This is a genomic window from Clostridium sp. UBA6640, from assembly GCF_002455975.1.
In the GTDB taxonomy this organism is placed as follows: domain Bacteria; phylum Bacillota; class Clostridia; order Clostridiales; family Clostridiaceae; genus Clostridium_J.
Map to the genome: position 1 here is coordinate 29,082 of NZ_DKLM01000080.1, position 24,733 is coordinate 53,814.

The following is a 24,733-nucleotide window of genomic DNA, read 5'->3' on the forward strand; positions in this document are numbered from 1 at the left end:
TTGTTATGGAAATTAAAATTATACATAAGTTAAATTTTTATTGTGGAACCCTATAGAGCTCTGTTAAACTAAAAATAAATAATTAAAAACTACTCATTCTTATAAGCCATTCGCCGTTAATTTTCTTATAAATCATCTACAAGTTTAATTTTTTATAATCTCCTTAATATGCAAAAATAAGCTTGCATTATTATCTACAAGCTTATTTTATAAAACTTATTCATTATAAACAATTTTTTAAACTTACAAAAACATGTTATGAGCTTACAGTTTTGTAACATTTAAATAATTAGTAATTTTAGGAAAATAAATTTTGATTCTAGTATATTTTTCATACTCTGATTCTATAGTTATTTCATGTCCTAGTTTATTGCTCATTCTTTTAGCAAGATATAATCCCATTCCAGTAGATTTATAATTTTGCCTTCCATTATATCCTGTAAAACCTTTTTCAAAAACTCTACCTATATCTTCATTTTTTATACCTATCCCATTATCTTCTATTATAAGAACTTTATCTCCATCTTTTTCTTTCCCAGTTATAACTATTCCCCCGCCCTCTTTTGTATACTTTAAGGAATTGGCTAATATTTGTTCAATTATGTAGCTAAGCCATTTTCTATCACTTAATACATCGAAGTTAACATCTTTTATCTCTATTGATATTTTCTTATTTATAAACATTTTAGCATGCTTTTTTAGAAGCTCTTTTACTATTTTCACCAAACTAATTTCATTAATAAAATAATCTTTAGAAAAATCATCTATTCTAGAATAATATAATGCTTGCTCCACGCAATTATCTATTCTATCAAGTTCATCCTCTAACATATCTGTAACATCATCAATATCTTTCCCTAAACCATTTTCCATAATAAGCCTACCTGCTGCAATAGGAACCTTAACTTCGTGAACCCATGATGTTATAAACTCTTGATTTTCTTTTTTATCGTGGCGAAGCTTATATATTTTTTCATTTTGTTCTTCATACATCTTTTTTAATAATTCAACATAAATTTTTTGCTCATAGTTATTTGGTTCTGGCAGGGTATTTGAAATATCTTGAGCATAGTTATCTACAATGACTTTTAGTTCACTATAATATTTTCTGATATTTATATATTTATATACTTGATATATAAAAGTAAAGGAAAAAGTCACTACATTTATATATACTAAATTATCTACAGTTATACTCTTATTAGGATCTATATATAAAGAAATAGTAATAAAACTCATTAATCCTATATAGTAAACCATAAAACTTATATTATCGTACAAATAATGCCTAAATTTCATTCATTTTACCACCTTTTATAATATTGTATACCCTTGACCCTTCTTTGTTTCTATAAAATTTTCAAGGCCTATGTCTGATAATTTCTTCCTAAGTCTGTTTATATTTACTGTTAGTGTATTATCATCAACAAAGCTTTCATCTTCCCAAAGCTTCCTCATTATTTTTTCCCTGCTAACTATATTTCCGTTATTTTTCATAAGTTTATAAAGTATTTTAAATTCATTTTTTGTAAGTTCTACTTTTTTATCATTATATATTAAATTATTATCTTTCAAATTTAGCACTACACCTTTATGTTCAACAATGCTTGATTCTACGTTAGTATAATCATATGTTCTTCTAAGTAATGCATTAATTTTCGCCATTAAAACTTCCATAGAGAATGGCTTTTGAACAAAGTCATCTCCTCCCATGTTCATTGCCATAACTATATCCATACTACTATTTCTTGAAGAAATAAATACAATAGGAACTTTTGATACCGTTCTTATTTTGTTACACCAATAAAAACCATCGTAGGATGGAAGGTTTATATCTAGCAGAACTAAGTGAGGTTCCTCCTTAACAAAAGTATTAAATACCTCACCATAATCACATATATCAACAGGAATAAATCCCCATCTAGCTATGTTTTCTAAAATTATATTTTTTATAGTTTTATCATCTTCGACAACCATTATTTTAAACATACAATCACCTCATATTATCTATAGAGCTCCACAATGAAAATTTAACCTATACTTGAGTTTAATTTCTATAACAAAAAATCTTTTCTATGAATGAAAAATTAAGAATGNNTCCTAAATTCTTCATTCTTAATTATTAATCCTTAATTTTCAAGAGATTAAACTACTTTTATAGAAAATTTATTTTCCAAAGCATATATTATATTTTCATATTATATCCCTATATGTACTACTTTAAAATTTAATCTATACTTTATATAATTACGTTATTGTTATTTAAATCTTTACCTTATATAATTGAAAATTGACTATCGACAATGGATAATTATTGATACTTCTCTTTTTAGAAGAGAAGTTTTGAACCTATTCCTTTCAAAAGTGACGAAGTCGCTTTTATTAAAAAATCTATTAAAGAAATTAGTTTGATTAAAACTAATTTCCACCATAATTGTCAATTCTCCATTTTCAATCCTCCATTCTATATTAGTGTAAGCTAAAATAATTTAATAAAGCAACTTTGTTTATAGATAAATTAAAATCTATTTAATATTACCTTATATAATTTCAAGATTATGAATTATTTTTTCACAATTATCCAAAATTAAAACAATTTTTTTAATATAATACAATTTGTTTAATAATTCCCAATTTTACGAATATTTAATACTTTAAAGTAGCAAAAGTGGTATAATTATTGTATTGTGAACTGATGGGGGATAATCTTATGAAGTGTTTTAGATTTAGTAAATTAAAAATATCTATTTTTTTCTTTATTATAATATGTTACATAATAGAGACCTCTTGCTATGCTTATTGTGATACTGGGCAATTAAATCAAGTTAAATCTATTCTTATACTTCAATCCTATTATAAGGAAAACTATAAATTTAATAAAATTTCTGATGTAATAAAAGATACTTTAAGCGAAAGATATACTAAAATAACATATAACTTTGAGTATTTAGAACTAGATGATTCTAGAGATCTCTCCTATATAAACACAAAAGCTAATTATTTAAAATCTAAATATCAAAATCATAAATTTGATTTAATAATTGTACTCAATGATGAATCTATAGACTTTGTTGCTAATTATTATGAAGATTTATTTAAGGACACACCTGTAGTTTTTGGCTCTTTAAACAATACTACTAAATTAAATTCTTATCCTTATAATCTGTTCTTAGGTATTGCTAAAGAAAGCCAACTAGATGACACATTACATTTGATCTCTAACTTGCATCCTGAAACAAAACAAATAAACATATTACTAAATGCCAATATATATTCTCAATCACTACCAGATGAGGTATCACTACTAAAAGAACATTTTAGTAATATTAAATTAAATTCTATTTGCTCTGATTATATAGAAGATGTGATATCAAAGATTGATCCTTCCAATTCTAATGAAGTAAATTTAATAGCTGGGCATTTTAAAAATAAGAGGAATATATATTTGTCACCAAAAGAAACCGTTGAAAAATTAAAACAATCTAGTACTCTTCCTATTTATACTCTCAGGAACATATATATAGGCATTGAGGGCGTAATAGGTGGAAAAATTTATAATCCTGATGAGCAAGGAGAGCAAATCGGAAATCTTGCTTTAAAAATATTAATGAATGAAAATTTATCTAGCATGCCTTTACTTTATGATAACTCATCTAAATATACTTTTAATTATGATGAGCTAATAAAATTTGATATAAATATGAAAGACTTGCCAGAGGGTAGCATTATATTAAACAAGCCACTAAATTCCTTCAATATGCCTAGTGAAATTAAACCATTAATTCTAGGGTTAATTTGTACATTTCTTCTCATTACTATGTTTCAATCTATTAATACTACTAGACTTAGAAAAAAATCTTTAGAAGACCAACAAGAATTAAATGAAATAATTAAATATGATAGAATTAAAACTGAGTTTTTAGCTAATATATCCCATGAGTTAAGAGCTCCTCTTAATGTTATGCTTGCAGGGCTTCAATTACTAGAACTCTATGAAAAATCAGGAGATATAGTATATAAGAATGAAAGAGCTAAAAATAAAATCTCTTATATTAATCAAAATGGGCTAATACTACTTAGAATTATAAATAATCTTATAGATATAACTAAACTAGATGCGGGTTTTCTAAATCTAAAACTTGAAAATATTAATATTGTTGAAGTAGTTGAAAATATAGCTCTAAGTACAATAGATTATGTTGAAAATAAGAATATATCTCTTATATTTGATACTGAAGAAGAGGAAATATACACTGCAGTAGATTATGACAAAATTGAAAGAGTTGTATTAAATCTATTATCTAATGCAATAAAATTCACAAAATCTGGTGGCTCAATAGCTGTTAATGTAAAGTTAAAGGAAGATAATGTTTTAATAATAGTACAAGATACTGGAATAGGTATTCCTAAAGATAAACAAACTTCTATCTTTGAAAGATTTACTCAAATAGATAATTCATTATCTAGAGGTGCCGATGGAAGTGGTATTGGACTGTCTATTGTAAAATCAATAGTTGAGCTTCATAATGGAAAGATTTATGTTGATAGTGAAGTGAATAAAGGTTCTACTTTTACAATTGAGTTACCTATAACAACATTAGAGAATAGTACTATTGAAGTCGATAAAGATTTCTCTTCAAATATTGTTACTAAAGTTAACTTAGAATTCTCAGACTTGTATAAAGAAGAATATAAATAAACTATCTGAAAGATTAATGTATAAATAATATAATTGCATCCTTAAGTATATCAATCTATAACTTTAGCCAATAGACAATTAAGAACAATTGTTTTTAAAGCAACCTAGCTAAATAGCTAGGTTGCTTTTTATATGATGCCTTAATTACATCCCAGCATTAACTAACTCTTCCTTTGAAAAAGTGAATATAAATCCAATAGTAGCACCAATTATGGCTGGGGCTATCCATCCAAGCCCCATTGAGTAGAGTGGTAAGTGCTTAAATAAATTAGTTATAACATCCACCTTAAATCCTGATTGTTTAAGAGCTTCAGCAATACTAACTAAGGATACAAAAATCATACTACACATATACACACTAGATTTTCCTTTAAAAAAATCATGAATAAAGGAAAGTAGAATTAGGGTAATTGCCATTGGATAAATGGCAGTTAAAACTGGCACTGATATTATAAGAATTTTTGTTAATCCCATATTTGCAAGGATCATACTTGATATACTCAGTATTGTAACCCAATACTTATAAGAAATTTTTGGTGTTAATGAAGTAAAATATTGACTACAGGATGTAATAAGCCCAACAGATGTAGTTAAGCAAGCTAATGAAAATATTAATCCTAATAATACAACGCCTGGCTTGCCAAATAAATATAATACTACATTAGTTAATATTACTGCTCCATTTGCTGTAGTTTCTAAACTTCCTTGATTTGAAGCACCTAAAACTGCCAATATGATATATATAATAGTCAAGAAAAAGCCAGCTATTAACCCTGCACGTATTGAATTTGAAACAAGAGATTTCTCTTTTTCAATACCCATCTGTTTAAGAGTTAATGAAATTACAACTCCAAAGTTTAAAGCAGCTATGGTATCCATAGTCATATATCCATCTAAAAATCCTTTAAAGAAAGGAAAATTTGCATAATCTCCACTTGGTGCACCAAAACTACCTAGTGGCTTAAATATACTATAAATAAATATAGCTGAAATAAGAATTAATAATAGAGGAGTTAAAACTTTACCAAAACGCTCTACTAATTTAGAAGGTGTTAAACTAAGCCAAAAGGCTATTGAAAAATAAACTAAAGTATATAAAAGTAGAGTCCATCCACCTAAATCTATGTGATTTGGTAAAAAAGGCGCTACTCCCATTTCAAACGCCAAACTTCCTGCACGAGGAATACCTAAAAAAGGCCCAATAGCTAAATAGATTAATACTGTAAAAACAGATGCAAACAAGGGATGTACCCGACTCGCTAAATTATGTAATCCTCCAGCTTTAGAAACGATAATTACCCCTAATATTGGTAGTCCTACTGCTGAAAGAATAAATCCTAAAATAGCACTTCCCATAGAAGTACCTGCTGATTGTCCTAAAGAAGGCGGAATTATTAAATTTCCTGCCCCAAAAAACATTGAAAAAAGCATTAAGCTAATAAGCATCATATCTTTTCTTGATAACTTTTCCATATTTCTGCCTCCAAACATATATAAACTCATTAATTTTATAATAGTTTTTAATATCTATGTCACATTCCATTAATACCACCCCCGAAATTATCTTTTAATTATTACTGTTTCATGAACTGGATTGTAAAATTTAATTAGTTTTTACAACATGCTCATGTTAAAAATTAATATATATTAATAGCGCTATTATTTATAAGTTTTGATGTTTAATCATACATAGATAAGTAATTTATAGTATAAAATTACTTATTTGCTTTTATAAGTTCTTTATTGTTAATACCCTTATAAAATCCATAATTTTCTAGTGCGTAAAAATAAAAAAAACTCGTCCCATAAAAGGGACGAGCTATACTCGCGTTACCACCCTAATTCTATAAACCAAAAAACACTATATTAGTTTATAGCACTCAGCTACGTACACATGATACGCGTTCCTTTTAACGGTGGAATTCCGGTAAAACTTACCTAAAGTGAGCTTCAGTTTTACTTCTCAGAGATGATTTTCAGATATGTTCCGAACATTGGCTTTCAGCATAATGCCAACTCTCTGTGGGACAGATATCATAACTTACTTGTTCTCTTCATCAAATTTAGTTCGTAAATAAATTAAAGCTATAATATCACGGTCTAATTGCTATGTCAAATATTTTTTTGATATAATTCACCAATTTTAATAAAAATATAATTGAAATAACTGTCGAAATAATGAATAAATCCTGATTTTATATTCTTTTTTATGATTCATAATTTAAAATATTTTTATATAACTAAATTTGATATTAAATTTAGTTATATAAAGTTATTTTTTACTGTATAAAATCAAATAAATTTTTAAAAATTTAATTTTTTCTACCTTAATTATACAAATAATTTACTATGAAAGTGGTATAATATGCTTAAAAAATTTGGAGGTGGTATGTTTATGAAAGAAAAATATTCTTCTATTATTAAAATTTTAATTTTAATTTTTATAATATTTATCATTTTTCCTACCTCTATTAAAGCTGATGCAGCTACTTATCAAAATAAACTTCCAAAAAATTCTTTTATATTGAGCTTATACGCTAACCCCTCAACCTCCGAATGCAAAGCTTATAGAAATATGAATCATAAAAAATATAAGAATCATGGAAGTCATAGGAATCACCATAAAAAATATATAAATAAAACTAAAAGAAAGATTGAATTATCTAAAACTATACTAATAATAATATTTATAGTTATAATTACTATTCTTATATTTAAACTAATGAAATTTAATAAATTAAGACATCAAGCTAAGAAAGAAAAAATTAAGCTTGAGGAAGAGCTTAAATATAATCAACTAAAAAATCACTTTATGAATAATATTTCACATGAGTTTAGAACTCCATTAAATGTTATATCATCTGGAACTCAGTTATTGCAACTTTACTCTAAAAGCGAAGAAATTGCCTTAAATGACTTAAAGGTATCTGGCAGAATTTCTGACATACATCAAAATAGCTTACGATTATTAAGATTAATAAACAATATCTTAGATATCTCTGCTTTAGATGATAGTTCTTTAATATTAGACTTGCAAAATTATAATGTAGTTAATGTAATCGAGAACTTATGCACCTTCGCTAATGAGTATATAAAATTTAAAGAGATATCTATAATATTTGATACTGATAGTGAAGAATTGTTTGCTCTCATTGATTACAATAAATTTGAAAAAATAATATTGAATTTATTATCCAATGCTATCAAATTTACACCTAATAAAATGAATGTTTTTGTGAATATAACTCATGATACAGACTGTATTTATATAAGTATTTCTGACAATGGAATAGGAATATCTAAAGAGAATCAGACCTATATATTTGACAAATTTAGTCAAGTAGATACTTCTCTTTCTAGAAATGTAGAGGGCAGTGGACTTGGATTATTTTTGGTAAAGGGTCTTATAAACCTTCACGGAGGCACTATATCTTTAGCAAGTCAGTTAAATATGGGATCGACATTTACTATCTCCTTACCTATTAACAACTCAAAAGAAAATGCTATTTATACTATTGACGAGATTACTAAATCAAATATTCTAAATAGTATAAACATTGAATTTTCTGATATATATAATTTATAGTATTGCTCTTATTTGAAAATTTTAAAATCCCTATGCTAGTACTAGCATAGGGATCTCTTTATATAGTGGCTTTATTTTTCATATATATTCTAAATATAATCTCTTCAATAACTGAAAAAATGCTGTTTGTAATAAAGTATATTATTAGGGCTACAGGCATTTTGAAAGATATTAAAAGACTAATAATTGCTGTGCTAATTATAGAAGCTTTATTTATTGCTACCTTTGACGACAACTTAAAATATCCCACATAATTTAATAGTTGAGGCACTAGTGAAACTAAGGCATATACTATTGGTGCTATATAATAATTATCTATTGATTTTATACTATATACCCATGGAATTATTATAGTACCTACCTCAATTGGCATAGATATTATAACCCTATGTAGTCCCATAATTATTGGAAGTTGAATTAAAGTTGTTAAACATCCTTTCATGCTTTTTGAAGCTTCCTTATAGTGTACTTGTAATTCTTTATCTAACTTTTCTTTATTATCCTTATATTTTTCCTTTAATCTACCAATATCTTCACTAAGCCTTCTTTGCTTCTCCATACTAACTTTCTGTTTTATAGACATTGGAAGTAATATAAGTTTAACTAATACAGTTATAATAATTATAGCTACACCAAAATCTCCTACTAAATTAAATATACAGTTTAATAAATCTGTTAATACATTATAAATAATACTCATAAAATCACTCCTAGTAATATATTTCATAAATATTATTTATAATTAAAACTTGGTAACAAACCTCCATACACCATATTTCTCAAAGACCTCATAATGAATTATCCAAAGATTTTTACTATAGGATAGAATTTTGTTAGTTATAACATCAATAAAACTTTTAGATAATTCTTTTACTTGTCTTGTATATCCCTTTAAATATAGAAATATAGCTGTTATGGAGAGTACTAATAACATGAGCTGTAAAGCCCCTATATAATCTATGTTCATAGCTCTCTCCTTTAGTCCGTGTATACTATTATATTTTTTTATTTATATACATTATAATACTTTCTAAGTTATAATTCATTAATCTAATATAAAAAACCAACTACAAATATGTTGGCTTTTTAGAATATGCTTTAAAAAAATTATTATGAATTTAATCCCCATCTTTTATTTTTTCAAGCAATCCCAATACCTCTAGATACATCCAAACCAGAATAACCATTATTGATATTGCACTATACCACTCCATATACTTTGGTGCACCACTTTCTGCTCCTCTGCATACAAAGTCAAAATCTATTAATAAGTTAGATGCTGCAATTGATATCACTACTACAGATAACAGTATACCCATAAGCCCATTTGTATGAATAAAAGGTATATTAACTCCAAATAGAGAAATTATAAATGTAATTAAATAACTTATTGCTATTCCAAAGGTAGCTATAAATACTCCCTTTATAAATTTTGAAGGCAATCTTTCTATCTCTTGATAAATAAGCAATACAGAAATTGCTATTGCTATACTTAATAATATGGAAGGCATAACTATTCCTGGATAATATTTTTCAACTTGCAGCGATACACCAGCCAATAAAAATCCTTCTCCTATGGCATAGAAGGGAGCAACAAAAGAAGAAGTTTTAGGACTTATGATTGTTACTATAGTAAGTGGCAACATCATTCCTACACCTAATAATGTAAGCCATATAGATGAACCTATATATTTACCACTCATTAAATACCATGATATTGCACTAGATGCTATCATAACTAATAATAAAGCCAATGTCTTATTTCTTGCCCCTAAAACTGTCATTTGCTCCTCATAGGAATAATCTCCTACCTTTTCAAAGCCTGAGAATAAAAATCCATTAACCTTAGGAGACTTAATTCTCATAATATTCTTCCTCCCTAGATAACTAATTACTATATTGACAATTTATCATCGTAAAATTAGTAAATATATATAAAGAGATTAAAAATCAATTAAATTTTCTAGCTTTTTCTTATATCACAATAGTAATATAGGGATACAATGCGAANNTTCTATAAAAACAGCTTAAATCCTTAGAAATTAAGGATTAATATTGTAGAATCCTATATAATAAATTATCCACAGCCTTAGTTTTACAAGCTAAGTTATTAACAAAGTATTATGTATTATGTGTAAAACTACTTTATATAATAAAGGTATTATTTTTAATAATATATAATGAACGGATATTATTATTTTTTTATAAAATTTATTTTATAATCCATTACTTTTAATCACAGATTTGCACTTACCCTATATATTACTTTATAAGAGCCTGATTTAATGAATAAAATATTGTATAAAGATATAATCAAATCTACTCCTTAGTGTAAATTTCTCGTACATTAAAAATATGCAAGATTTAGCTTAATATTACTAAGCTAGTCTTGCATATTTATACTTTATTCAGATTTTGAATGACGTTTATTTTCTACAAGTTTTTTCCAAGCATAGAGTGCTAAGGATACACAAATTACCCCATATGCTACAAACACTCTAAAATACTCTCCTATTTGTGCATTATCAAATAAGTTTTTACCTGCCATAGGAGAAACTATAAATAATGTATGGAATAGCACAACTCCTAATATCGCCTGCTTGTTTGTGGCTTTAGACACAGTAGCACCACCTATTAAAATAGCAGCTATTGCAAACATACCTACTTGTTCATGGCTTCCATAAGTATTTAATGTTCCTATATTTTGTAGGAATATTAATTGTCCCCAAGCAGCAAGTACTGTTGAAATTATTATAGCTATAACTCTTGTTTTATTTACATTTATACCTGAAGCATTAGCAACATTTAAACTTTGTCCCACAGTTCTAAAATCTTGGCCTAATTTGGTCTTAAAAATTAATATATTGAATAGGCATAATGCTAAAATTACTATCATAGTTACTATAGGCACAGATACTCCAGATAAAATTTTTGTTACATACGGTATATACAATGAACCATATAAAAGCACACATGTTCCAATTAGTATAATCTCTCTTTTATAAAAGCTTATTGTTTTATTCTTATATTTCACATATTTAAAAATAGACCATAATAATATCATAACAATGGCTATTATTATCCCATAATAAATCACATCTAATCCATTCTTTTTCCATATATTATCTAAGGCATATTTTATTCCACCATTTAAATCTACTGTATTTTTAATACCAACTCCACCAGGAATCATAAGCTTAGTATTTTTCATAGGTATTAAAGTACCTACTAAGAATAGAAATAAAAGTTGGTAAAGTCCATTGGCAAAATATCCCAATATCATACTTGTAATCATCTCTTGACCTTTTGTTTTATTTAACAAAACTCCTGTTAAATATCCAAATATGATTGCAAGAGGAGTGCTTAAAAGTACACAAAGCATGAATCCTCCAAGTCCAGATATCTCCCAATGAGTAACTGCAATTATAGCAATTTGTGCTGCCATAGCACCAATTACTATACCAAAATTTAGTCCCATACCAGCCATTACAGGTATTATTAATGACAATACTAAGAATGAATTTCTAGCTATTCTTAGTATAAGCTCTGTTAGCACAAAGGAAATTGACTGACCTGATAATTTTATTCCTATAATACATAACACCACAAAGAGTATTGTTACCATGTTGTTAAAAATTCCGTCTTTTACCTTATCAATGAAACTGTTATTGTTATTACTCACCAGAGCCACCCCCTTTTGCCTTTGTTAATGCGTAAAGGATTATCCCATTACTTATAATTATTCTCACAACCTCTGAAAGATTTCCTTCTGAAACCATTTTATTTACAACAGGAAGCCCTAAGGTTAATAAGCCTTGGAACAAAAATGTTCCTATTATAACATGAGATATTTTTGCACTTTTTGTAGATGCTCCACCTATTAAAACTGCTGCAACTGCTGCAAATCCCATCATCATAGGTGCTTGATAAAGCTGATAAAATCCATAACTTTGAGCATACATAATTATTCCCACTGCTCCCAATATTGTTGATAATACCGTTCCTATAATTCTAGTTTTATCCACATTTATCGCTGATGCCTGTGCAAACTTATTATTACTTCCTCCTGCTGCCATCATAATTCCTGTTTTACTCTTCAAGAATATCCAAACCAACAAACAACACAATAGAAACATTAGTATGAGCCCTGTAGGTATTTTAACTTCTCCTATATTAAATGCTAGAAAGTCATCTAATACCTTACTATATCTACCATCCAATGTTATAGTAGTTCTTAACCCTTGTCCTATAGGCCATCTTATTTCTGAACTCTTAAAAGGTAATAATAACCATCCTATACACATAAGAGAAACTGCTGAAAATCCCGCATAAGTTCCTATCATCATCTCTGAACCTTTAACCTTATTAAGAAGCAATCCATAGCCATATCCAACTAATGCGGCAATAGGTATAGCTATTGCTATTGCTACAAAGAATGCCGCCCCTCCGCTAAGATTTAGTTCTATACTTATAAGCCCTCCTAATATTCCTGCCAATATTCCTACAGGTAATCCAAAGTTAAGTCCTATACCACATAATATTCCAGGCACCATAGCTAAAANNCAACTCCATTCATACCAAATCTTACAAGCATATCAGATATCAACATACTTATGGGTAACTTAAGTACTACTGCAAGTATACAAAGAAGTATAAAAAAAGCAGTTATTATAACTCTAGGAAGTCCAGCCCTATCTATGACATCCTTAAACTTTTGCTTCATTTATTTCCCCCCTCTTTTAAATTAGAATTTAGACCTGACATTAATAATCCAAACTCTGCATCAGAGGCATTTGGTTTTAATATCCCAGATATCTTACCTTCCGTTACTATAGCAATCCTATCGCATATAGATCTTAATTCATTTAATTCACTTGACGTAATTACTACTGTCATCCCTTCTTCTTTATTCAGCTCAACCAATAGATCCAATACTAATTTTTTGGCTCCTATATCTATTCCCCTAGTAGGCTCAGATACAAATATAACCTCAGGATTTAAAGTAAGTGCTCTAGATATACAAACCTTTTGTTGATTCCCTCCACTTAATCTTCTTGTAGGCTGAGTGGGGCCTGTACACCTAATATCTAAATCTTTTATCATTTTAAGAGCATGTTCCCTTACTTCTCTACTATTCATTATTTTTATAGGTCCTATTTTGTGAAAGAAATTATTATTAATTTGCATAGAGGTTACTACTATATTAGTTTCTATTGAATCATCTAATAATAATCCCATTCCTCTTCTGTCTTCAGAAACGAATGCAAGTTTACTTTTCAAGGCTTGTTCCGTATTATTTAATGGAAGTTCTTCAGATTTATATTCAACTTTTCCTGTACTTGGATATAAGCCCATGATTCCATTTGCTATACCAATTTTACCTTGACCAGCTAGACCCCCTATACCTAAAATTTCACCTTTTTTAATCTCTAAATTTACACCTTTTACTCTCTCACCAGGCATTTCCACCTTAAGATCTCTTATAGAAATTATTGCTTCATTCTCTTCATGGTCTTTTACTTCTTTAGATGACATATCTAGCTTTCTACCTACCATAAGTTCAGCAAGCTCAACTACATTAGTCTTAGAAACCTCTCTACTTGCAACAAGTTCACCATCTCTAAGTATTGTGATATTATCTGCAGTGTTAATAACTTCATCCAACCTATGAGTTATAAATATAATGGCTATACCACTTTCAGCTATTTTTTTCATAGCTGCCATTAATGTTTCTGCTTCACTTTCAGTTAAAACCGCTGTTGGCTCATCAAATACCATAATTTTTACATTTTCCTTATCAATCTCCCGTGCAATTTCGACAAACTGCATATATCCAACTGGTAATCCTCCAACAATTGTTTTTTCATCTATATCAATCCCTGTAGTTTTCAATGCTTTTCTAGCATGTGTGTTCATGGTGTCTATATCAAGAGTTTTTAGCCTATTACCGAAAATTTTACTTGTAATATTACTTTTAGTTATTTCCCTATTTAATTTTATATTTTCTGCTATGGTGAATCCTGGTATAAGCATAAATTCTTGATGCACCATCCCTATTCCTAGTTCCATTGCATCTTTAGGAGATTTAATACTTATCTTCTCTTCATTTAAATAAACTTCACCTTTAAATCCACCTGTTGAATGTATAACCGGCATCCCAAAAAGTATGTTCATAAGAGTAGATTTTCCTGCCCCATTTTCCCCAAGTAGGGCATGTATTTCTCCAGGCTTTATCTTTAAACTTACTCCTTTTAATACATTATTTCCAAAGTACTCTTTCGCTATATTTTCCATTTTTAAAACATATTTTTCATTCATTCAGCGTCCTCCTAACTGTTGAAATAATATATTTTATTAATTCCAAAGGAGAGTTCTCCTTTGGAATTATAGATTTTTAGATATCTGAAAGAAATAACAAGTCAAAAATGCGAAGTATATTTTATATCATGCAAGAAGATAGATTTTTATGATAGTTTGGCTATCATGAAGTTCTATCACCAGAATATTATGAAAAATAAACAAGCATACTAACTAATTATTTTTTGAAGATACTCTATTAGAATTCTATATAGTCTGATAATAGTAGATAATAATTATCATAAACCTTTCCTGTTGCTTCATCTTCATATTTATAAAGTTCAAAAGGTTTATCTGTTAAAGCTTTTATACTTTCTTCTACTTTATTTTGATCATTATTTCCATTAGACTTTCCTTCTAATACAGCTTTAGCATATTCTACTCCAGCTTCAACAAATAACATATTTACAGGTACTGGCCAAGTTGAAAATCTATCCCTTTCGCCTTTTTCGTCAAGTTTGATACCTATTTGCTCAACTATATAATTAACGTCACCTTTCTTATCTTCTGGAATTTCTATTCCCAATGCGCCTGGATATGCGTGATATGGAGATGGGCAACATTGTTGAGGGAATATACCTCCTTCTTGAAGTGTAGACTTAATTAAAGGCTCTTGCATTGAGCAGTTAGTTGAGAAAAATGCTGTATCTTTTCCAAGCTCCTTAACCTTTCTTGGCACATCTTCTAATATAAATTGTTGAGCTCCTGGTACTCCTGCATCACCTGTTGGATCTGGTGCTGTAGCATCAATAAACTCCATCCCCTCTTTTTCGCAGGCAGCCTTAATATTATCTCTTCTTTTAGCTAACATTTCATAAGACATATGTCTTGGAAAAGAGTAATGAACAAAAGATTTTGCTCCCATTTTCTTAGCTTGTTCAACCATTTTTGTTCCTATTCCTACATCATCAATTTGTAATACCACATCAGCTTTTGATGCTATCATAGCTGGATCTTCTCCAGGAATCCCTGCTATAAATAGCATATCTGGTCTTGTTTCTCTAACCTTATCAATTGCAGCGCTGGCTCCTGGTACTGCTTGAACGAATACTATGGCTTTTACATCAGGATCATCAGCCAAGCTTAATGTATTAGCTATAGTCGTTTCTTGCTCCTTAGTAAAATTGTCTGGATATGTTTGTAGTACTATCATATCTCCATATTCAGCCTTCATTTTTTCTGCTGCTCTATACTCTTCTTCTCCTTGTGAAACTGTACCAGTTATAACTCCAATTTTAAAATCTGTTTTCCCTTCTTCATTATCTTGTTTCTGCTCTTGATTGCTGGCGTTTTCATTATCTTTTTCGCCAGTACTAGGTTTAGAACATCCCACAGTTCCAACTAGCATTGCCATTGATAAAAGGGCTGCTAATATCCTTTTCTTTAACATAATCCATCCTCCCATTTATATTCTATAAATTTAGTTAATAATATAGAATATTAATTTTTTTTTTAAATATTACTACATTATGCTCCAATAAGTATTGACATCCTTTTAATTATTTGTGAATTAATTATTACATTCTCCTTTTAATGTAATAATTTCACGAAATATTAATTTTTTATTATAATTTTATACACATTTAAAAATTAATTTAATTTATATGTTAAATTTTTGCAATTTTAATCTAGCGTAAGAATAAGAGAATATTAATTAATTATTTGAAAATATACGTAAAATAAAAAGTCTTAGAATAATTCTAAGACTTTCTAAATACTAATATTTTATTGTTAACGTTAAATTATTGAATAAATTTAAAAAATTATTTTACACCTTAAATATAATAAATTAATAATTCTTTATAAGTTCTTTTCACCTTTAATTATGTAATTCTTCTAAAGCCTTTACTGCATCTCTATCCCCTAAATTAGCTGCTTTTTCATAAAGTTCTCTAGCCTTTTGCAAATTTATATCTACACCTTCTCCATGTTCATACATATAAGCTAAATTGAAATATCCAACAGCTACATGATTTTCTGCTGCTTTCTCATACCATCTAAAAGCTTCTTTATAATCTCTTTCCATACCTCTACCAAAATAATAAAAGTCTCCAATAGCAGAAAGTGCTTCTACATCCCCTAATTCAATAGCTTTTTCAAACCACTTTTTAGCTTCATTATAGTCTTGTAGAGTAGCATTTCCTTTATAATAATATACTCCTACATTAAAGGTTGCTTGAATATGACCTTTCTCAGAAGATAGTTTATAATAATATAATGCTTTTTCATAACTTTGAGGAACAGCATGTCCATTCTCATACATTATTCCTATATTATATAGGGCGCTTGAATCTCCTTTTTCTGCAGCGCTATTATAGTATTCTAGTGCTTTAGCACAATCCTTTTTCACTCCGCATCCGTTATAGTACATATCGCCTATACTTACTTCTCCATAAGTTTCTCCTTCCTCAGCCATTTTTTTATACCACTTAAAAGCTTCTTTATAATTTTGTTTTACATCTACCCCTTTAAGGTAAGAATCTGCAACAGCTTTTTGCACATCTAAACATCCTTGTCTTGCGGCCATCTTATACCATTTTAGAGCTCGCTTTATGTTTTTTCTCACGTAAGCTCCATCTCTATACATATTACCAATGGCAATTTGAGATTCTTCATCTCCACCTTTTGCGGCTTCCTTATACCATTTAAAAGCCTCTTTATAATTCGCTTCTGCTCCTAAACCATTATAATAAGAAAATCCTAAATTATATTTTGCATCTACATTTCCTTTTTCTGCGGCTTTTAATGACCAATATAGAGCTTTTTTACAATTTTTTTCTATTCCCTGTCCTTCAAAATACATATCTGAAACTCTAAGTATAGCAGCAATATATCCTCCTTCTGCTGATGATAAATACCATTTAAAAGCTTCTTCATAATCAATTTCTATACCATGACCACTATAATACATAGAACCTATATTATATTTTGCAATGATATTCCCCTTTTCAGCAGATTTTTTATACCAATTTAAGGCTTCCTTTTCGTTTATCTCTACCCCTTCTCCATTATGATACATATAGCCTATATTTAATTGTGCATGTTCATTTTCTCTTTCTGCTACAATTTTATACCACAGAAAAGCTTTTTCACAATCCACTTCAGTGCCTTCACCGTTACAATACANNTTATTCATGCACTCTTTTCTTTTTATTCTAAACTTACTAATAGCTTTAATTAATAAAATACTACTACCAGCAATTATTATAGTAATTGCTAACCACCTAGGTATAGATAACATTCAATGTCCCCCTTATTTATTAAAAATCTAATATACATCATTAATTATATTATAACAACTAAAAAATGTAATTATAAATAATATAAAAAAGTTTGCATTATTTAAAAACTTTTTCTATTATAATTAATCATAAAAATGGTCTTATTTATCTGTTATTAAAAATATAGTATGCTCTAATTAGTTATTATTTTGAATATCAATTATAGTTTCATACAATTCTTCAGGAGTTTCTGCTTCAATAACCTCTGACTCTATAACAACAAAAAATTTCTCCGAACATACGCTACATTGTCCTTGACAAGGTTCAATGTAAACATCTAAGTCTTTATACTTTTCTTCTAACTTTTCTATAATTTCTTCTAATCCCTTGCTTACATTATTTTCACAAAAGAAAATCTCTTTTTCCATAACCTTAATCCCTTCTCAAAAATAAAATTTTATAAAATTATTATTTATATTTATTTAAAAAGTTATTCTCAGAATTGTTTAAAGTTATCCACAAATTTAACTTTTTATAATTTCCTATATAATAAAAAATCATGACTAAATGCCATGATTTTTTTGTAATTAAATATAAATTTGAAATTATTCTACTACTGAAATTGCATTAGTCGGACAACCTTCTTCTGCTTCTTTAGCAGAGTCTAAAACTTCTTTTGTTATTCCATCAACTTTAACGCCAGCTTTCCCATCATCTTCAAATTCAAAGACTTCTGGACATACAGCTGGACATAACCCGCAGGATATACATTCATCTTTATTAACTATTGCTCTCATCTTAAGAATCCTCCTATATTTTTGATTATAATATAGAGTTCCTCTAAACATTGATTTCTATACTAATAGATATGTAATTGAGAATTGACCATTGACGATGGACAATTATGGTTATTTCTCAGCATAAGCTGAGAAATTTATAACTGATCAACACTAGCAATTGCATTGCTAATCAAAAATCCATTAAAAATTGTTTTTATAAAAAATAATTTCATCCGTAATTGTCCATTATCCATCCTCAATCCTCCATTAATCAAAGTTGTGCATTGATAATAATTAAAAGGCGTAAGTTTCAAGATTAACCTCAAAACTTACGCCTTTTATTAATTTTTAAATCTCATTACCCTCATAGCATTTAATATAGCAAGCACAGACACTCCTACATCAGCAAAAACTGCTTCCCACATTGTTGCTATTCCAAAGGCTCCTAAAATTAATACTAAAGCTTTAACTCCTAGGGCAAATACAATGTTTTGAATAACTATTTTTCTAGTTCTTTTTGATATTTTTATTGCAGTAGCTATTTTAGAAGGTTCATCTGTCATGATAACCACGTCTGCTGCTTCAATAGCTGCATCAGATCCTAAACCACCCATTGCAATACCTACGTCTGCTCTTGCAAGAACTGGGGCATCATTTATTCCATCACCTACAAAGGCAATATTCTTTCCTGATGATTTTTTACTATCAATATTCTCAAGCTTTTCTACCTTTTCGTGTGGTAGTAGTTCAGAATAAACTTCATCAACTTTTAGTTGATTTGCCACCTTATCTGCTACTTTTTTATTATCTCCTGTTAGCATAACAGTATTTTTAACTTCATTATCTTTTAATTCTCTAATAGCTTGTATAGAATCTTCTTTTAATGTATCTTCAATTACTATGCTTCCTGCATAAACTTTATCTATTGCCACATATACTACTGTTCCTACTGAATCAGTTTCTTCAAATTTTACATTTTCAGCATTCATAAGCTTATTGTTACCTGCTGCAACTCTTTTTCCTTCAACTTCTACAACTATTCCATGACCTGCAATTTCTTCATAATTGTTTACATCATCTTTATTAATTTCATTTTTATATGCCTTAACAATTGAAACTGCAATAGGGTGATTAGAGTAGCTCTCTGCATAAGCTGCATATTTTAAAACTTCTTCTTTATTAAATCCATTTGATGAATTTATTTCTGTAACATTAAATACTCCTTGAGTAAGTGTTCCTGTTTTGTCAAATACTACTGTCTCTACGTTGTTAAGAGCTTCTAAATAGTTACTTCCCTTAATTAAAATACCATGCTTTGAAGCTGTTCCTATTCCACCGAAAAATCCTAAAGGAATAGATATTACAAGAGCACAAGGACAAGAAATAACTAAGAATACTAAGGCTCTATATACCCACTCTCCAAAGGTTGCATTGCTTATAAATATTGGAGGCAGTATAGCTAGCGCAGCTGCTATAATTACTACTGCTGGAGTATAATATTTTGCAAATTTTGTAATAAAGTTCTCTGCTTTTGCTTTACGGTTACTTGCGTTTTGTACAAGATCTAATATCTTAGAAACTGTAGATTCTCCAAATTCTTTAGTTACTCTTACAGTAATTACTCCATTTTGATTTATAAACCCACTGAGTACATCATTTCCCTCTTCAACATTACGTGGCATTGATTCCCCTGTAAGTGCTGATGTATCTAACATTGATTTCCCTTCAATTACTACTCCATCTAATGGAACCTTTTCTCCTGGCTTCACGACTATAATATCATCCACTGAAACTTCTTCTGGCGATACTTTAACTATTTCTCCATCTGTCTTTAAGTTTGCGAAGTCTGGCCTAATATCCATTAGTGAACTTATAGATTTACGAGATTTATTTACAGCTATGTCTTGGAATAATTCTCCTACTTGATAAAATAACATAACTGCTACACCCTCTGGGAATTCTCCAATAGCAAATGCACCAACAGTTGCAATAGTCATTAAAAAGTTTTCATCAAAAATTTGTCCGCGAGTAATATTTTTTAATGCCCTAAGAACAATTTCTCCTCCTACTATGAGATAAGCAACTAGGAATATTATAAGCTCTATATTGGCATCAAATTTTCCAATCATTCCAGCAGCAAATATTGCTCCACCTAATGCAAGCTTTATCATAGCTTTTTTAGTACTTCCGTCCCCATGGCTATGTCCATGTTCTTCCTCTTCTTCATCATGGTGATGTGCAGCTTCCTCATGATGATGTTCATGACTATGACTATGATCATGATTATGGTCATGACCACTACAACAACTAGTTCCTCTAGTTTGTAAAGCTGCTATAGGTTTTTTCCCCACCTTATCCTTAACAACGACATCTGGTTCTAACTTTTTAACTATAGCCTTTATTTCTTCCTTAATATCATTTAAATTTTCCCCTTCTTTAGGCTTAAAGATTAAGGTTTTAGTCATAAAATTTACTGTTACTTCTTCTACACCTTTTATTTCTCTAACTTTATTTTCTATTTTAGAAGCACAGTTTGCACAATCTAAATTTTCTAATATAAGCTCTTTTTTAACTTTAATATTACTTTTCTTCACTTTTTCCTTTACAATTACATCTGGCTCCAATTTTTTAACTATAGCTTTTATCTCTTCTTCAAGTTTATTTAAATTTTCCCCTTCTTTAGGTTTAAAAATTAAAGTTTTAGTCATAAAATTTACTGTTGCTTCTTCTATGCCTTTTATTTCTCTAATCTTATTTTCTATTTTAGAAGCACAGTTTGCACAATCTAAATTTTCTAATATAAACTCTTTTTTAGCTTTGGTATTATTCTTCTTAGCTTTTTCTTTTACAACTACATCTGGCTCGAACTTATTAACTGTATTTTTAATTTCATTTATTATTTTACTCACATTAGCCTCATCATGTGGTTCAAAAGTAAGAGTTTTAGTCATAAAGTTTACCGTCACTTCCTTTATGTCTTTATTATCTTTTACTTTGTTCTCTATCTTTGAGGCGCAATTAGCACAATCAAGATTCTCAAGTATTAATTGCTTTTTACCCATATTACTACCCCCTTTAATCTGAACATATGAACAATCATTCATATGTTCTATTATAATCATACTCTTGTTTTTTGTTACTGTCAATATAGATAAAAAGCATATTTTTAACAGATTCTTAACAAGTTTTGCTTGCTTCAATCAACCTCAATAACTTTAAAAATGTGATCATATCTGCATTATATCCTTACTTTAATAATATTTTTAGATTTTATTTCTTTAATACTTTTATTGCTAAATATCTTATTACTTAGTCATTATAGCGAAACTATATTTATAGCTAAAATATCATTATCTACATCTTCGTTAAAAATTGCATTTTTAATACCTTTTTAAAACACTATTAGTATTATCAACGATAGTAATGATAATACTAACAAATTAATGTATGATAAAAGAATTTATGATGATCTTTCTTTAAGTTCTATTATGACCTTACCATAGCTACCTAAAATTAATAATGGAACTCCTAAAAGGAGTTCCATTAATTCACACTTTAAGCTAATTACATATTGTAATATTATTTTTTTATATAATCTACAATTTTTAATATTGCTATATAACCCAATGGTATATACATAAACAATAAGGTCAGACGTTGCCAAATACCTTCATTTGCTATAATTGTATATTGAAAATGTGATTTATCTGACATAATAAATAATACAAAGAAAATTAACGCCAAAGTAAACGACACTAAACAAATAACAGCAGTTGTCCAATCCTTCATTTTAAATGATAAAATACTTAGAAGTAAAGGTACAAATAAAAGTGCCATAAATCCTAAAGCCGAGCCAATTCCATGAATTTGTGAAGCAATACTTTCTATTTCTTTACTTTCATTAACACTAAAAGCACCTGATAAAATCCCTGCACCAATAGCAAAGATAACAATAAAAACAAAAACTGTTATACTTAAATTCTTAGAACAAGAAGAATATTGACGATATAAATTAGCTGAACCTATTATCAGAAATATACCTAATAACACAAGCCAAATATTATAATATATTCGTACAGGACTATTCGGATTTCCTAATACACTCATAACCATTGTTTTATGATTATATCCTTTGTAGAAATTAGCCAATATATAAGGTACAACAAAGTCCCCAACAATTGCAATAATCAATAACCACCAACTGAATTGAGTATTTATAAATTTGTTCATTATATCCCCCTTTATATTAATATATTAACTGCATGATATCATATGGTTACATTATTTCAAATATATTGTATTATTTATATATTTACCAAGGAGGTTTACCATGCATAAAACTTTTTCTAAATTTATTTCTTTAATACTTTTATTGTTAAACATTTTTTTACTTAGTAGCTGTGATAAAACTGAAGTTCGTAATCAAAATAATGCCACTCCTAAGTTTGCTATTTATTTTGTAAAAGAAGACGAAAAGAAAACTGTATTAAGCTATGGAAAAGATGAACACACTGGAGAATATATTAAGCCCAGTTCTAAAATAACAGAGGTTTCTCTTGAAGATCTTCCTGTGGTTACAGAAAGAGATATAGAAAAGTATTATTGGTCTAGTCATGAAATTCAATTTAAAGACGAATATTTAAAAAAGCATATGCAGAATAAAAATATTGAATATACAGGTAAAAGTAATCTATTATGCGGAGAATGTCATGATGTTGTAATTATCGTAGTAAATGGTAACAGGATTTATAGTGCTGGTTTTTCTCCACTAGAACATCACTCACATTTTCCTCCTGAAGTTATGTTCTCTGATACATCTAAAAACGCTATTGGTGTTATAAATAATGGTAATGATACTAACGATAAATTAATCGGTGATAAAAGGATTTATAAAGTTCTAAAAGAATTGACTTTATTAGAAGAGTAAGCAAAACAGAGCTTAATCTTAAGCTCTGTTTTATTTATGTTGTTTTCTTTTATTATCAACTTATTATCTCAATAGTTCCATCATTTTTCTTTACAGCTCTACTATAATTATCATTGATTAGCCACTTACCATGTTCTTTTTCTAACCGCACAACAATACAATATCTTCCTGAATCTACTGGAGTGGCTACCCCTTCTTTAAATTTTATATCATACTCAACAAAGTAAAATCGAACTTTATCTTCTTTACCTTCATATTCTTCTTTAATGTATTGCTTAAGCACATCATGTTCTTGCGGTTCTAATTTTTCTACATTTAATATATCTCTCTTTTCCACTGCATCAGGAATATTATTAAAATTTTCTCTTCTTCTGCTGCTTATTACTAAGAAATTATATTTGTCCACATCCCTTTCTTCATCAAGAATTCTATAGTATTTTCTAATAACATTATTCTCTATATACCTTTCACTTTGCAGATAATAATCCCAAGGCTTAATTAACACAGCACATATTAATATAGCTAAACTTATTATTATAACTTTAAATTTAACTTTTATCTTATTCACTCCCTTTAACTAATGATAAAAATATTATCTATTATTAATTCCCCTTACAATTATACAAATCTTATCATCTAAGTATATAATTGTAAATAGATTTAAATTTTTAATCTTGTTGATTCCAACCTTCAATTTGTTGCTTGGATTTTAAGTTCGTTATTGTTCTATCCACATAACTATAGAATTTATTCTGTAGCAGCGAACAGTGTTCGCCGTAATCACCAGCAATTTTATAGTACTAGTCAAAAATATGTTTAAAGAAATTATTTTTTTAAAAAAATAATTTCTTTCTTAATTGTGGATATTTTCAGCATTAATCTTCACCCCTGGGATTTATAACAAAAATTATAGGTTTTAAATAAAATCAGAGTAATCACAAAATTTTAATTTACAACTACTTTTTATTTAAGCCCCTGGGATGCAGTATGATATGGCACAATATCTGCAACATTAAATAATATTTTAATTATATTGCTTATTTCCATAAATTTAGCATAATATCACTGATTTCTGTTCCGAACTATACTGCACCCCTGGGGAACCCTAAAGGGCTTCGCGCTGTTCCCCAGGGGTGGATAAGTAACAATTTTATATTGCTAGTC

General features: G+C 28.5%; 19 protein-coding genes and 1 other annotated feature. Of the genes, 3 read left to right on the forward strand and 16 right to left on the reverse strand.

Annotated features, from left to right (window positions below):
- Window positions 1-264: 264 nt before the first annotated feature.
- On the reverse strand, window positions 265-1,299 hold the full coding sequence (locus B2W91_RS08790) for a sensor histidine kinase (protein WP_291580113.1): 1,035 nt from the start codon (window positions 1,297-1,299) through the stop codon (window positions 265-267).
- 15 nt (window positions 1,300-1,314) lie between these two features.
- Window positions 1,315-1,989, reverse strand: a complete 675-nt coding sequence (locus B2W91_RS08795; protein WP_291580114.1) for a response regulator transcription factor — start codon at window positions 1,987-1,989, stop codon at window positions 1,315-1,317.
- A gap of 721 nt (window positions 1,990-2,710) precedes the next feature.
- Here B2W91_RS08795 and B2W91_RS08800 point away from each other — a divergent pair.
- Window positions 2,711-4,699: a sensor histidine kinase gene (locus tag B2W91_RS08800; protein ID WP_291580115.1), complete on the forward strand. Its 1,989-nt coding sequence runs from the start codon at window positions 2,711-2,713 to the stop codon at window positions 4,697-4,699.
- A gap of 144 nt (window positions 4,700-4,843) precedes the next feature.
- Here B2W91_RS08800 and brnQ read toward each other — a convergent pair whose 3' ends face one another.
- Window positions 4,844-6,172, reverse strand: coding sequence for a branched-chain amino acid transport system II carrier protein (brnQ, locus tag B2W91_RS08805; protein WP_291580116.1), 1,329 nt, complete (start codon window positions 6,170-6,172; stop codon window positions 4,844-4,846).
- Window positions 6,173-6,506: 334 nt separating this feature from the next.
- Window positions 6,507-6,766, reverse strand: a binding site (T-box leader).
- A gap of 328 nt (window positions 6,767-7,094) precedes the next feature.
- Here brnQ and B2W91_RS08810 point away from each other — a divergent pair.
- Entirely contained in the window at window positions 7,095-8,285 is a 1,191-nt protein-coding gene (locus B2W91_RS08810) for a sensor histidine kinase (RefSeq protein WP_291580117.1), read from the forward strand.
- 58 nt (window positions 8,286-8,343) lie between these two features.
- Here B2W91_RS08810 and B2W91_RS08815 read toward each other — a convergent pair whose 3' ends face one another.
- From B2W91_RS08815 to B2W91_RS08870, 12 genes are all read right to left on the reverse strand, one after another.
- Window positions 8,344-8,985, reverse strand: a complete 642-nt coding sequence (locus B2W91_RS08815; RefSeq protein ID WP_291580118.1) for a YidC/Oxa1 family membrane protein insertase — start codon at window positions 8,983-8,985, stop codon at window positions 8,344-8,346.
- A 42-nt stretch (window positions 8,986-9,027) separates the two neighbouring features.
- Window positions 9,028-9,252 (reverse strand): hypothetical protein, encoded by a 225-nt coding sequence (locus B2W91_RS08820; protein WP_291580120.1) that lies wholly within the window; start codon window positions 9,250-9,252, stop codon window positions 9,028-9,030.
- Between the two features lie 151 nt (window positions 9,253-9,403).
- Complete coding sequence (locus tag B2W91_RS08825) at window positions 9,404-10,150, reverse strand: Bax inhibitor-1/YccA family protein (RefSeq protein ID WP_291580122.1); 747 nt, start codon at window positions 10,148-10,150, stop codon at window positions 9,404-9,406.
- Window positions 10,151-10,689: 539 nt separating this feature from the next.
- A complete protein-coding gene (locus B2W91_RS08830) occupies window positions 10,690-11,967 on the reverse strand; it encodes an ABC transporter permease subunit (protein WP_291580123.1) in 1,278 nt (425 codons plus the stop codon).
- On the reverse strand, window positions 11,960-12,838 hold the full coding sequence (locus B2W91_RS08835) for an ABC transporter permease subunit (protein WP_349680798.1): 879 nt from the start codon (window positions 12,836-12,838) through the stop codon (window positions 11,960-11,962). The genes B2W91_RS08830 and B2W91_RS08835 overlap by 8 nt, the downstream gene beginning before the upstream one ends.
- 166 nt (window positions 12,839-13,004) lie before the next feature.
- The gene (locus tag B2W91_RS08840; protein WP_291580124.1) at window positions 13,005-14,603 is read right to left on the reverse strand and encodes a sugar ABC transporter ATP-binding protein; all 1,599 of its coding nucleotides are present in this window, start codon (window positions 14,601-14,603) and stop codon (window positions 13,005-13,007) included.
- Window positions 14,604-14,841: 238 nt separating this feature from the next.
- Window positions 14,842-16,032: a DUF3798 domain-containing protein gene (locus B2W91_RS08845; protein WP_291580126.1), complete on the reverse strand. Its 1,191-nt coding sequence runs from the start codon at window positions 16,030-16,032 to the stop codon at window positions 14,842-14,844.
- Between the two features lie 429 nt (window positions 16,033-16,461).
- The gene (locus B2W91_RS08850) at window positions 16,462-17,883 is read right to left on the reverse strand and encodes an SEL1-like repeat protein (RefSeq protein ID WP_291580128.1); all 1,422 of its coding nucleotides are present in this window, start codon (window positions 17,881-17,883) and stop codon (window positions 16,462-16,464) included.
- Window positions 17,884-18,060: 177 nt separating this feature from the next.
- Entirely contained in the window at window positions 18,061-18,291 is a 231-nt protein-coding gene (locus B2W91_RS08855; protein ID WP_291580130.1) for a DUF1450 domain-containing protein, read from the reverse strand.
- 177 nt (window positions 18,292-18,468) lie between these two features.
- Window positions 18,469-18,660: a ferredoxin gene (locus B2W91_RS08860; protein WP_291580131.1), complete on the reverse strand. Its 192-nt coding sequence runs from the start codon at window positions 18,658-18,660 to the stop codon at window positions 18,469-18,471.
- Window positions 18,661-18,983: 323 nt separating this feature from the next.
- Complete coding sequence (locus B2W91_RS08865; protein ID WP_291580132.1) at window positions 18,984-21,704, reverse strand: heavy metal translocating P-type ATPase; 2,721 nt, start codon at window positions 21,702-21,704, stop codon at window positions 18,984-18,986.
- 517 nt (window positions 21,705-22,221) lie between these two features.
- Window positions 22,222-22,872: a DUF998 domain-containing protein gene (locus B2W91_RS08870; protein WP_291580133.1), complete on the reverse strand. Its 651-nt coding sequence runs from the start codon at window positions 22,870-22,872 to the stop codon at window positions 22,222-22,224.
- Window positions 22,873-22,972: 100 nt separating this feature from the next.
- On the opposite strand from B2W91_RS08870, the gene B2W91_RS08875 reads away from it, so the two are divergent.
- Window positions 22,973-23,569: a hypothetical protein gene (locus B2W91_RS08875; protein ID WP_291580135.1), complete on the forward strand. Its 597-nt coding sequence runs from the start codon at window positions 22,973-22,975 to the stop codon at window positions 23,567-23,569.
- 55 nt (window positions 23,570-23,624) lie between these two features.
- On the opposite strand, the gene B2W91_RS08880 is transcribed toward B2W91_RS08875, so the two are convergent.
- Window positions 23,625-24,137 (reverse strand): DUF4829 domain-containing protein, encoded by a 513-nt coding sequence (locus tag B2W91_RS08880; protein ID WP_291580137.1) that lies wholly within the window; start codon window positions 24,135-24,137, stop codon window positions 23,625-23,627.
- Window positions 24,138-24,733 lie beyond the last annotated feature (596 nt).